Origin of the sequence: Vagococcus entomophilus (assembly GCF_003987595.1) — a bacterium.
Classification (GTDB): Bacteria; Bacillota; Bacilli; order Lactobacillales; family Vagococcaceae; genus Vagococcus_E; species Vagococcus_E entomophilus.
This window is the reverse complement of the sequence record NZ_NGJZ01000001.1, coordinates 1,016,007-1,028,436: the sequence shown is the minus strand read 5'-3', so window position 1 is coordinate 1,028,436 and position 12,430 is coordinate 1,016,007. Positions and strand designations below refer to the sequence as shown.

Here is a 12,430-nt window from a genome sequence, read left to right as displayed (position 1 = left end):
GGGCAAGTATATGTTAAAACCTAAGTATCAGAGAGTGATATTAAAAGTAAGTGGCGAAGCATTAGCAGGAGATAAAGGTTTTGGAATCAACCCACCTGTTATCGAACAAATTGGAAAAGAAATTAAAGACATTTACGAACTAGGTGTAGAAATCTCAATCGTAGTTGGTGGGGGCAATATTTGGCGTGGCAATATTGGCGCTGAAATGGGGATGGAACGTGCCCAAGCTGACTATATGGGAATGCTTGCGACTGTGATGAATGCCTTAGCACTTCAAGATACTTTGGAAAATTTAGATGTGCCAACAAGAGTACAGACTTCAATTGAAATGCGTCAAATTGCAGAACCTTATATTCGAAGAAAAGCAGTCCGCCATTTAGAAAAAGGTCGTGTAGTGATCTTTGCCGGCGGAACCGGGAACCCTTACTTTTCAACAGACACGACTGCCGCTTTACGTGCAGCAGAAATTGGGGCAGATGTTATTTTAATGGCAAAAAATAATGTAGATGGTGTTTACTCAGCAGATCCAAAACAGGATAAAGCAGCTGTGAAGTATAGTGAATTGACTCATTTGGATGTCATTTCTAAAGGTCTGGCAGTAATGGATACGACAGCAAGTTCACTTAGTATGGACAACGATATTCCACTTGTAGTCTTCAATTTAAACGAACCAGGAAATATTAAACGAGTATGTCTTGGAGAAAATATCGGGACAACTGTTAGGGGGAAATAAGATGTTAGAAAACGTGATAAAAGAAGCGAAAGACAGAATGAAAAAAGCTGAACAAAGTTTGCAACGAGAATTAGGTCAAATTCGTGCAGGACGCGCGAATGCAAGCTTGCTAGATCGTATAAATGTTGAATATTACGGTGCGCCAACTCCGCTGAATCAATTGGCTCAAATCAATATTCCAGAAGCACGTATCTTAATGGTCACACCATTTGATAAAAATTCAATTGGCGATATCGAAAAAGCGATTATGATGAGTGATATTGGGATCAGCCCAACGAACGATGGGAATGTGATTCGTTTGGTCATCCCGCAACTTACGGAAGAGCGTCGCAAAGAATTAGCGAAAGATGTAAAAAAAGTGGCAGAAAACTCCAAGATTGCGGTTCGTAATATCCGTCGTGATGCGATTGACAGTTTAAAGAAAGCTGAAAAAAACAAAGAAATTACCGAAGATGATTTACGTGAGCTAGAAAAAGAAGTCCAAAATGTAACGGATGCCAGCATTAAGTCAATTGATGATATTACAGCTGAAAAAGAAAAAGAATTATTAGAAGTTTAAAAATAGAGACGAGGATAAAACTAGTTTTGGTTTTGTCTTCGCTTTTTTTAATAATCTGTCAAGATTAGTGGCTTTATTAAGAGAAATATTTTAAATACAGCCATAATCTGCTACAATAGGTAAGATGACAAATTCATGCGTGTAGGAGGCAAACTATGTTTCGATTTTTTCCTCAAAAAGTAAAATACAGACAACAAAAGGAAGATGAACTACATTTTGATCCGAATTCTGCTATTCCAAAACATGTCGCAGTGATTATGGATGGAAATGGACGTTGGGCACAAAATAGACGATTACCTCGTGTCGCTGGACATAAAGAAGGCATGGATAACGTAAAACGTATTACAAAAGTTGCGAGTAAGCATGGAGTAAAGGTTTTAACGCTTTACGCTTTTTCGACTGAAAATTGGAAAAGACCCGATGATGAGGTCAATTATTTGATGCAGCTTCCAGTAGATTTTTTTGATACCTTTATCCCTGAGCTGATTGAAGAAAATGTCAAAGTTCATGTGATGGGGTATACGGATTATTTGCCTGAACATACTCAAAAGAGTGTCAGCGAAGCGATTAGGCAGACTGAAAATAATACTGGGATGATTTTGAACTTTGCACTTAATTATGGTAGTCGAGCAGAAATGCTCACTGCAATGAATCGTATTAAAGCAGATATTCAAGCTCAAAAGCTAACAGAAGACATTACGGAGACAGTCTTTTCTTCCTATCTTATGACGAGTAGCTTGGGGGAGGAATTACAAGATCCTGACTTGGTTATTCGTACGAGCGGGGAAGAGCGGATTAGTAATTTTTTATTGTGGCAAATTGCATACAGCGAGCTTTACTTTAGTGAAATCTACTGGCCTGACTTTCATGAGCAAGAGTTTTTACAGGCATTGGCTTCTTACCAAAAAAGAAATCGTCGTTACGGCGGATTAAATGAAAAGAAAAAATCTGAAAGCGAGGAAAAATAGTATGAAACAACGAGTAATAACAGCGGTTGTAGCACTATGCTTATTTATCCCAATTATTGTGTATGGAGGTTGGGCGATTCAGCTCACAGGAGCTCTTTTGGCTGCTGTAGGTGTGTATGAACTATTTAGAATGAAAGGGCTGGATATCGTAAGTCTTGAAGGCGTACTTGCTATTGTTGGAGCAGTTTTACTGGTACTACCAAAATCTCCTTGGTTTGCCCTTTTTCCTAGTAGCGTAACGAATGAGACCCTTTTTTATCTTATTGTGATGTTGTTTTTGGGGATTTCAGTATTTTCAAAAAATACGTATACGTTGGATGAAGCCGCTTTTCCCGTTTTGGTGACCCTGTACGTAGGGACTGGTTTTCAAAACTTTGTTGCAGCACGTCAGAATGGTGCTCATGGATTAGTTACTTTGCTCTACGCATTATTTGTAGTTTGGTCAACGGATATCGGGGCCTATCAAATTGGTAGGATGTACGGCAAAAACAAACTTGCTCCGAGTATATCTCCTAATAAGACCATTGAAGGATCAATTGGTGGAATAGTTTGCGCAGTTATTGTAAGTATTATTTATTTCCTTTTGTACCCTACAAATGAGTTCTTCCAACATGGATTCTTGACAATGATCGTCTTAACCATTTTATTTTCAATTGTTGGACAGCTGGGAGATTTGGTTGAATCGGCCTACAAACGTCATTATGGGGTGAAAGATTCTGGCAATATATTACCTGGACATGGTGGGATTTTGGATCGATTTGACAGCTTATTGTTCGTATTTCCGATTATGCATTTGTTTGGTATTTTCTAAAACTCATGAAAGGAATCTATGCAAGAGAATACATAGAGGGTGATTGCGATGAAAAGAATTGCGTTATTAGGTGCTACAGGCTCGATTGGAGCAAGTACAATTGAAGTAGTTTGTTCGTATCCTGAAGAATTTAAAATCGTCAGTTTTTCTTTTTATCGAAATCTGGAAAAAGGCAAGCAGCTCATCAAACGCTTGCTGCCTCAATTTGTAGCAGTTGCAACGGAGAAAGAAGCACTTGCTTTGTCTAAAGAATTCCCAAATGTGCAATTTGGTTTTGGACTATCGGGCTTAGTGACTGCTGCAACGATGTCAGAGGTGACGATGGTGTTGACTGCTGTCAGTGGCAGCATTGGACTTGTCCCGACGTTAGAGGCCATAAAAGCCCACAAAGAAATTGCCCTTGCTAACAAGGAGACCCTAGTTATGGGTGGGGATCTGGTGATGCAAGCCGCAAAAGAACATAAGGTCAGAATTTTACCTGTGGATAGCGAGCATTCAGCGATTTTTCAATGCTTGCAAGGAAACCCTCGTGAGAATGTTTCAGAACTGCTGATTACGGCATCAGGAGGTAGCTTTCGAGACTATTCAAGAGCAGAGCTTAAAAATGTTGGGGTGAAAGAAGCGCTGTGTCATCCCAATTGGTCAATGGGTAAAAAGATCACAATTGATTCTGCTACGATGATGAACAAAGGATTAGAGGTCATTGAGGCGCATTGGCTGTTTCAAATGGAATATGATAAAATCAAAGTAATACTGCATAAAGAAAGCCTGATTCATTCTATGATTGTATTCAAAGATGGGGCTTATTTAGCGCAATTAGGTGCCAGTGATATGCGTGAACCGATTCAATATGCCTTAACCTATCCCAAACGAGTGGAGATTAAACAAGCAACTCCGTTTGATTTAACGACAATTGAGGCACTTCATTTTGAAAAAATGAGCTTTGAGCGATTTCCTTTGTTAAAAGTCGCTTTTGAAGCAGGTCGTGCAGGAGGGACGTTGCCATCTGTGATGAATGCGGCAAATGAAGTAGCAGTTGAAGCCTTTTTAAATCAAAAAATTCGCTACTTATCAATCGAAAAATACGTACAAGAAGCAATGATGAAGCATCAAAATCATCCTATTCCCTCACTAGAGACATTGCTTGAAGTAGATAGACAAACAAGAGTTATGGTCAATGAATGGATCAAGAAAGGACTGTTTGAATGAAAACAATTATTACATTTATTATTGTATTTGGTGTCATTGTTGTTGTGCATGAGTTTGGTCACTTTTTCTTTGCAAAACGTTCGGGGATTCTTGTACGAGAATTTGCAATTGGGATGGGGCCGAAGATTTTTTCACATCGAAGAAATGGGACAACGTATACAATTCGTATTTTACCTTTAGGAGGGTACGTGCGGATGGCTGGTGCTGGTGAAGAGGAAGAAAGCATTACTCCTGGTATGCCAGTAGCAATAGAGCTAAATGAGCAAAATATTGTCAAAAAGATTAATACGAGTAAAAAAGTGACATTACCTAATAGCATTCCAATGGAAGTGTCATATGCTGATTTGGAAGAAAAGCTGGTGATCACTGGTCTTGTAAATGGTCAAGAAGAAATGACCACGTATCAAGTCGATCACGATGCAACAATCATTGAAGAGGATGGAACAGAAGTTCAAATTGCCCCCAAAGATGTTCAATTTCAATCAGCAAAACTCTATCAAAGAATGCTAACTAACTTTGCTGGACCGATGAATAACTTTATTTTAGGCATTGTTTTGTTTGCTCTTTTAGCCTTTTTACAAGGGGGAATTCCAGATAGTACGCAAGCTGTGATTGGTTCGGTGATTAAAGATCAACCCGCTGCACAAGCAGGACTTAAAGTAGGCGATAAAGTCAAAAAAGTTGATGGAAAAAAAATTGCTTCTTATGAGGAATTTACGACGATTATTCAGAAAAATCCAAGTAAAACAGTTGTACTAGAGGTTGAGCGAAACCATGAGCAAAAAAGCATTCAACTAACGCCAAAAGCAACGAAAGAAAATAACCAAACGGTTGGAAAAATTGGGGTAACAAATGCAATTGTAGTTGAAAAAGCCTCGGTCTTTGCTAAAATAAAATATGGCTTTACGGCAGCTTTTTCTAGTTCATTGGCAATTTTTAAAGCACTTGGTAACTTGTTTAATCATTTTAGTCTAAATAAATTGGGTGGACCAGTAATGATTTTTAAACTATCTTCTAATGTGGCAAGTCAAGGAGCCATTGCCATTATCAGCTTTATGGCGATGCTTAGCATGAACTTAGGTATTATGAATTTATTACCAATTCCTGCTTTAGATGGTGGAAAACTTGTATTAAATATATTTGAAGGGCTACGTGGAAAGCCTCTGAGTCAAGAAAAAGAGGGAATGCTGACACTTGTTGGTGCGGGAATTTTAGTGGTGTTAATGGTCCTTGTAACTTGGAATGATATCACTCGGTTTTTCTTTTAATAAATATGAATCCGTAAAAATAGAAAAAGGGAGCAAAAAGAATGAAACAGTCAAAAATATTAATTCCTACTCTGCGAGAGGTTCCAAACGATGCAGAAGTAAGAAGTCATCAAATGTTACTAAGAGCAGGATATATTCGTCAAGTATCCAGTGGGATATACGCGTATTTGCCATTAGCCAATCGCGTACTGGAAAAATTAAAAACGATTTTGCGTGAAGAACTTGAAAAAATTGATGCAGTAGAAATGTTGATGCCTGAGCTATTTCCTGTAGAATTATGGCAAGAATCTGGAAGATATGAAACCTATGGTCCGCTTTTGATGAAAATGAAAGATCGGAACTTGCGTGAGTTTATCTTGGGACCGACCCATGAAGAAACCTTTACCGATCTTATTCGAAATGAAGTAACTTCTTATAAACGTCTTCCTTTATCTTTGTATCAAATTCAAGCCAAATATCGTGATGAAAAACGCCCTCGTTCTGGTTTATTAAGAGGGAGAGAATTCATTATGAAAGATGGATATTCTTTTCACGCTAATGAAGCGAGTTTGGATGAGAGTTATCGTGACTTTGAGAAAGCATACATGGCTATTTTTGATCGTTGTGGTCTAAACTATCGGGCCATTATCGGAGATGGCGGAGCGATGGGAGGCAAGGACTCTAAAGAATTTATGGCAATTTCTGAAATTGGGGAAGACACAATCTGCTATTCAACAGAAGGCGATTACGCAGCCAATTTAGAGATGGCGACTTCTTTATATGTCTCTAAAAAGTCACACGAGTCACTCAAAGAATTAGAAAAAATTGAAACCGAAAAAGTGGAAACTATCGCTGAGGTTTCAGACTTCTTGGAAGTAGATCCACAAAAAATTATTAAATCTGTTTTGTTTATGGCAGACGGTGAACCGGTCATGGTTTTAGTACGTGGAGACCATGAAGTTAATGATGTTAAACTTAAAAATTTCTTGGGTGTTAATTTCTTAGAACCCGCTACACCAGAAGAAGCGGCTCAATATACTGGAGCAAACTTCGGTTCGATTGGACCAGTACAACTCGATGCACAAATCAAGCTGTATGCAGATTTGCATGTTCAAGATTTGGCTAACGCCGTTGCAGGAGCAAATAAAACTGGGTATCATTATTTAAATGTTAACCCAGAAAGAGACTTTACACCGCTTTCTTATGAAGATTTACGCTTTGTTCAAGAAGGCGATATCTCACCAGATGGCGAAGGGGTAATCAAGTTTACCAAAGGAATTGAGATTGGACACATCTTTAAGTTAGGGACAAGATATAGTGAGGCGATGAATGCGAACGTTTTAGATGAAAATGGTCGTAGTATTCCTGTCATTATGGGCTGTTACGGAATTGGAGTGAGTCGCTTGCTTGCTGCTATAGTAGAGCAATATGCAGATGAGCAAGGAATTAACTGGCCAAAAGAAATCTCTCCATTTGATTTGCACCTTGTTCCTGTGAATAGTAAAGACAATGAACAGATGCTCCTTACCCAAGAGATTGAAACAGAGATGGCTGCATTAGGCTACCAAGTATTAGTGGATGACCGCAAAGAGCGTGCGGGCGTTAAGTTTGCGGATGCGGACTTGATTGGACTTCCGATTCGCATTACAATTGGGAAAAAAGCGAAAGATGGAATTGTCGAGGTTAAAATAAGAAAAACTGGCGAAACATTAGAAGTGAGAAAAGAAGAAATCAAAGATACCCTTAGTATCCTTTTGAACCAAGAAAATCGTTAGTTATCTACTGAAAGCTTTGTCAAAAAAGTGTATAATAAAATAGAGCCAATAAAGAGGCAACTCAAAGATTATCTATTGAGTGCCTCTTTATATGTGTGAAGACGAAAGCAAAGGAGGGTGCTATTGTTGTCTTTAAATCCTAAAGAACTATATGAAAAACTATTAGAGCAAATACAGCTAAGAGACAAATTCTTACAGACACCCATTGTCCAAGACGGAATGATTGAAAAAGTACTAGTGCATAAAAAAAGTCGTGTGTGGGAGTTCCATTTGGCCTTTCCAGAGATTCTACCTGCTACGCTTTATTCTGAACTGATACAGCATTTACGCGCTTCTTTCCAATCAATTGCAAGTATAGAGCTGAAAATCATCACGGTTTCTAAGCAATTTACAGAAGATCAATTAAGAGAGTATTGGCCCATCACGTTACTTTCAGAAAAATGCGCTTCACCGATTGTCAACGAGACCCTTTCAAAGCAAGTGCCGATGATCCAAGATCATAAGATTATTTTACCGGTGGATAATGCCGGTGTGATTGATTATTTGAAGCAGCAGTATTTGCCAGTGATTGAGAGCAACTATCAAGCTCTTGGTTTTCCAAAATTCCAAATTATACCAATGATGGATGAGGAACAAGCTGCGAAGATTCAAGCAGCTTTTGCTGAAAAGCAAAAAGAACAAGCCAAAATCATGCAAGAAAAAGCAGCCGAAGCAATCAGCAAAAATGAAGTAAAAAAACAAAAAGCAGAAGTTGCAGCTTATAGTGGTCCAATTCAACTTGGGCGAAATATTCCAAGTGATGAGCCAATCATGCCAATGGGCAATATTTTAGAAGAAGAAAGACGGATTACAATTGAAGGATATGTCTTCGATAAAGAAATCCGTGATTTGCGTTCTGGAAGAAAAATTTTAATCTTAAAAATAACGGATTACACCTCCTCATTTGCTGTAAAAAAATTCTCCAACGGTGAAAAAGATGAAGCCGTTTTTGAAGCCATCCAAAAAGGAAGTTGGATGAGGGTTCGCGGGAGCATTCAAGAAGATACATTTATGAAAGATTTGGTTATGAATGCGCAAGATTTAATGGAAGTCAAACATGAAACTCGTAAAGACTATGCTCCAGAAGGACAAAAAAGAGCAGAGTTACACTTGCATACAAACATGAGTACGATGGATGCGACAAATAGTGCGACTGACTTGATCGCTCAAGCAGGAAAATGGGGGTTGCCCGCTGTCGCCATCACCGATCATGCAGGTGCCCAATCTTTCCCTGAAGCTTACCATGCTGGGAAAAAACACGGAGTGAAAATATTATATGGTGTGGAAGCCAATATCGTGGACGATGGTGTTCCGATTGCTTACAACGCACAACATCTCTCCCTTACAGACTCAATCTATGTGGTATTTGATGTGGAAACGACAGGGTTATCTGCGGTGTATGACACGATTATCGAGTTGGCAGCTGTAAAAATGCATAAAGGAAATGTCATTGATACATTTGAGCAATTTATTGATCCAGGGCATCCACTTTCTCAAACCACCATCAACTTAACTGGAATTACTGATGATATGGTTCGAGGGTCTAAGTCTGAAAAAGAAGTTTTGGAGATGTTTAAAGCTTTCTCAGAAGACACAATATTAGTTGCACATAATGCCAGCTTTGATATGGGCTTTTTAAATACAAGTTATGGAAAGTATGATATTCCAGAGGCTGATAATCCTGTTATTGATACGTTGGAGTTATCACGGTTTCTACATCCACACATGAAAAGTCATCGACTAAATGTCTTAGCTAAAAAGTATGGAGTCGGCTTGGAGCAGCATCACCGAGCTGTCTATGATTCCGAAACAACGGGACATTTGTGCTGGTTGTTTTTAAAAGAAGCTAAAGAAGATCACAATATGGAATTTCATGATGAGCTTAATCTGCACATTGGAGAAGGGGATACGTACAAACGTGCTCGACCTTTTCATGCAACAATTATTGCAAAGACACAAGATGGTCTAAAGAATTTGTTCAAATTAATTTCTCAATCAAATATAAACTATTTTTACCGTGTTCCTCGGATACCACGTTCTCAGCTGATTAAATTACAAGATGGTTTGATTGTAGGGTCTGCCTGCAGCAATGGGGAGATTTTTGAAGCGATGATGCAAAAAGGGGTAGAAGAAGCAAAAAATCGGGCCAAATTTTATGACTACATTGAAATCATGCCTAAGCCTGTTTATGCCCCTCTGATTGAGCAAGAACTTGTAAAAAGTGAAGCAGACTTAGAAGATATTATTAAAAATCTAGTGAAGATTGGTCGAGAACTTGACAAACCTGTTGTAGCAACGGGCGATGTTCATTACTTGAATCCAGAGGATAGTACGTATCGGAAAATTTTGATTCACTCTATGGGTGGTGCCAACCCTTTAAATCGTCATACCTTGCCTAAAGTACACTTTCGAACAACCTCTGAGATGTTAGATGAGTTTGCCTTTTTAGGAGAAGAGATAGCCAAAGAGGTGGTTGTCAAAAATAGTCAACTTGTTGCTGAGTGGTGCGATGAGATCACACCTGTCAAAAATGACCTGTATACGCCAAAAATCGAAGGTTCAGAAGATGAAATTACAAACTTGGCATACACAGAAGCCAAACGTTTATACGGAGAACCACTCCCTGATTTGGTTGAAAAGCGTTTGAAAAAAGAGTTAGATAGTATTATCGGGAATGGATTTTCGGTTATCTATCTGATTGCACAAAAATTAGTGCATAAAAGTCTAAAAGATGGTTACTTGGTTGGGTCACGTGGTTCGGTTGGGTCTAGCTTTGTTGCAACTATGACAGGAATCACCGAGGTCAATCCTTTGCCACCACATTATCGTTGTCCAAAGTGTCAACATAGTCAATTCTTTGAGGATGGTTCTTATGGTTCTGGTTTTGATTTGCCGGAGCAGACATGTGAAAAATGTGGGGTTAGATTGCATAAGGATGGGCATGATATCCCATTTGAAACATTCCTTGGATTTCATGGGGATAAAGTTCCAGATATAGATTTAAATTTCTCAGGGGATTATCAACCAGAAGCACACAATTATACAAAGGTTTTATTTGGTGAAGATTATGTGTACCGTGCTGGAACAATTGGTACCGTGGCCGATAAAACGGCTTATGGATTTGTAAAAGGTTTTGAACGTGATCATAACTTACAATACCGCAACGCTGAAATTGATCGCTTGGCCAAAGGGTCAACGGGTGTCAAAAGAACGACTGGACAGCATCCAGGAGGGATTATTGTTATTCCAGATTACATGGATGTCTATGATTTTTCTCCTATTCAATATCCCGCAGATGATCAAAATTCAGAGTGGAAGACCACGCATTTTGATTTCCATTCTATTCATGACAATGTCTTAAAACTGGATATTTTAGGGCATGATGATCCAACCGTGATTCGAATGTTGCAAGATTTATCTGGCATCGATCCAAAAACCATTCCGACAGATGATCCTGAAGTTATGAAAATTTTTGCCGGACCGGAAGTCTTGGGCACGACACAAGATGCCATTTTTTCTAAGACAGGAACGCTGGGAATTCCAGAATTTGGGACCAAATTTGTTCGAGGCATGCTAGAGCAAACGCATCCCACTACTTTTGCAGAGTTACTGCAAATTTCAGGACTCTCACATGGGACGGATGTTTGGCTTGGAAATGCAGAAGAATTAATTCGCAAAGGAACTACCACACTTGCAGAAGTAATCGGGTGTCGGGATGATATTATGGTGTATTTGATTCATAACGGATTAGATGATGGACTTGCCTTTAAAATTATGGAGAGTGTTCGTAAAGGAAAAGGAATACCAGATGAATGGCAGGCTGAGATGCGCAAGGTTGGGATTTCTGAGTGGTACATTGACTCTTGTTTAAAAATCAAGTACATGTTCCCCAAGGCCCATGCAGCCGCCTATGTGCTGATGGCGCTTCGTGTCGCTTATTTCAAAGTATACTATCCTATTCTTTACTATGCGGCTTACTTTTCGGTTCGGGCAGATGATTTCGATCTTGTCGCGATGTCTAAAGGCAAAGAAGCGATTAAAGATAGAATGAATGAGATTGTTAGCAAGGGAATGGATGCATCAACGAAAGAAAAAAACTTGCTCACTGTACTTGAACTTGCCAACGAAATGCTGGAGAGAGGATATACATTTGGTATGATTGATTTGTACAAATCTGATGCTGAGAATTTTGTTATTGATGGCACGACTTTGATTGCTCCATTTAGAGCAGTACCAAGTTTGGGAGACAATGTAGCCAAACAAATTGTTGCAGCACGTAAGGAACAAGAATTCCTATCCAAAGAAGATTTGGCAAATCGAGGCAAGGTCTCCAAAACGATTATTGAGTATATGACAGAGCAAGGTGTTTTAAAAGGATTACCTGATGAAAACCAATTATCATTATTTGATATGCTATAAGCTCAAAGCTCAAAGCGGTTGAGATACAAATAGTTCATTTTGAGAAATTGGCAGCTTGCATTTACTGCCAACGTTGATTCGGATACGAATAACCTGGAGCATAACTTTCGCGTTATGCTTCAGGTTATTTTTTTAATTAACGTAAAAATCACAATGAATATTAAAATAAATTTATCGTTTTAAAAAACAAAATTGTTCTTAGAACATATCATATTCATCGCTTTTTCTTATTTTTTTCTTTTTTTTACTTAAACTTTAAAAAAAAGAAAAAAATAATTGAAAAAAATAATTTATTTTATACTGATTATATGGTTAAATATTAATGTAGAGTAAAAAAACACACTTTAAAGGGGAATGAGTTATGTCAAGAATTAAGTTAACACCAGATGAGCTTAGAACATCCGCTCAAAAATATACAAATGGATCACAAAGTATTCATGAAGTGCTACAAAGTTTAACACAAGAACAAAATACTATCCGCGATAACTGGGAAGGGAATGCTTTTACAAGCTTTGACAATCAATTCCAAGAATTAACACCAAAAATTCAAGAATTTGCGGAATTATTGGAACAAATTAATCAACAACTTAACAAAGTTGCGGATATTGTGGAACAAACAGACCAAGATATTGCTTCTCAAATCGGAGGCTAAGGACTTTTTTGAAAAGGA

Annotated in this window: 9 protein-coding genes; all 9 read left to right on the top strand. The window is 38.4% G+C overall.

What is annotated here, in order from left to right; translation table 11 throughout:
* Nucleotides 1-10 precede the first annotated feature (10 nt).
* Nucleotides 11-733 (top strand): UMP kinase, encoded by a 723-nt coding sequence (gene pyrH / locus CBF30_RS04885; RefSeq protein ID WP_126823295.1) that lies wholly within the window; start codon nucleotides 11-13, stop codon nucleotides 731-733.
* A 1-nt stretch (nucleotide 734) separates the two neighbouring features.
* Nucleotides 735-1,292, top strand: coding sequence for a ribosome recycling factor (gene frr, locus CBF30_RS04880; protein WP_126823293.1), 558 nt, complete (start codon nucleotides 735-737; stop codon nucleotides 1,290-1,292).
* Nucleotides 1,293-1,447: 155 nt separating this feature from the next.
* Nucleotides 1,448-2,260 (top strand): undecaprenyl pyrophosphate synthase, encoded by an 813-nt coding sequence (locus CBF30_RS04875; RefSeq protein WP_126823291.1) that lies wholly within the window; start codon nucleotides 1,448-1,450, stop codon nucleotides 2,258-2,260.
* Between the two features lies 1 nt (nucleotide 2,261).
* Nucleotides 2,262-3,071, top strand: a complete 810-nt coding sequence (locus CBF30_RS04870; protein ID WP_126823289.1) for a phosphatidate cytidylyltransferase — start codon at nucleotides 2,262-2,264, stop codon at nucleotides 3,069-3,071.
* Nucleotides 3,072-3,119: 48 nt separating this feature from the next.
* Nucleotides 3,120-4,280: a 1-deoxy-D-xylulose-5-phosphate reductoisomerase gene (locus tag CBF30_RS04865; RefSeq protein WP_126823287.1), complete on the top strand. Its 1,161-nt coding sequence runs from the start codon at nucleotides 3,120-3,122 to the stop codon at nucleotides 4,278-4,280.
* Nucleotides 4,277-5,548, top strand: coding sequence for an RIP metalloprotease RseP (rseP, locus tag CBF30_RS04860; protein WP_126823285.1), 1,272 nt, complete (start codon nucleotides 4,277-4,279; stop codon nucleotides 5,546-5,548). The genes CBF30_RS04865 and rseP overlap by 4 nt, the downstream gene beginning before the upstream one ends.
* Nucleotides 5,549-5,589: 41 nt before the next feature.
* The gene (locus CBF30_RS04855; RefSeq protein ID WP_126823283.1) at nucleotides 5,590-7,302 is read left to right on the top strand and encodes a proline--tRNA ligase; all 1,713 of its coding nucleotides are present in this window, start codon (nucleotides 5,590-5,592) and stop codon (nucleotides 7,300-7,302) included.
* Nucleotides 7,303-7,425: 123 nt separating this feature from the next.
* Nucleotides 7,426-11,760 carry a PolC-type DNA polymerase III gene (locus tag CBF30_RS04850; RefSeq protein WP_390221033.1) on the top strand — a complete coding sequence of 1,445 codons (4,335 nt, stop codon included), beginning with the start codon at nucleotides 7,426-7,428 and terminating at the stop codon, nucleotides 11,758-11,760.
* 361 nt (nucleotides 11,761-12,121) lie between these two features.
* Nucleotides 12,122-12,412: a WXG100 family type VII secretion target gene (locus CBF30_RS04845; protein WP_126823279.1), complete on the top strand. Its 291-nt coding sequence runs from the start codon at nucleotides 12,122-12,124 to the stop codon at nucleotides 12,410-12,412.
* The last annotated feature ends 18 nt before the right edge of the window (nucleotides 12,413-12,430 follow it).

Bases quoted from the DNA above. Each gene is read 5' to 3' on its own strand.
- pyrH (WP_126823295.1), top strand. From the start codon at position 11: ATGTTAAAACCTAAGTATCAGAGAGTGATATTAAAAGTAAGTGGCGAA.
- frr (WP_126823293.1), top strand. From the start codon at position 735: ATGTTAGAAAACGTGATAAAAGAAGCGAAAGACAGAATGAAAAAAGCT.
- CBF30_RS04875 (WP_126823291.1), top strand. From the start codon at position 1,448: ATGTTTCGATTTTTTCCTCAAAAAGTAAAATACAGACAACAAAAGGAA.
- CBF30_RS04870 (WP_126823289.1), top strand. From the start codon at position 2,262: ATGAAACAACGAGTAATAACAGCGGTTGTAGCACTATGCTTATTTATC.
- CBF30_RS04865 (WP_126823287.1), top strand. From the start codon at position 3,120: ATGAAAAGAATTGCGTTATTAGGTGCTACAGGCTCGATTGGAGCAAGT.
- rseP (WP_126823285.1), top strand. From the start codon at position 4,277: ATGAAAACAATTATTACATTTATTATTGTATTTGGTGTCATTGTTGTT.
- CBF30_RS04855 (WP_126823283.1), top strand. From the start codon at position 5,590: ATGAAACAGTCAAAAATATTAATTCCTACTCTGCGAGAGGTTCCAAAC.
- CBF30_RS04845 (WP_126823279.1), top strand. From the start codon at position 12,122: ATGTCAAGAATTAAGTTAACACCAGATGAGCTTAGAACATCCGCTCAA.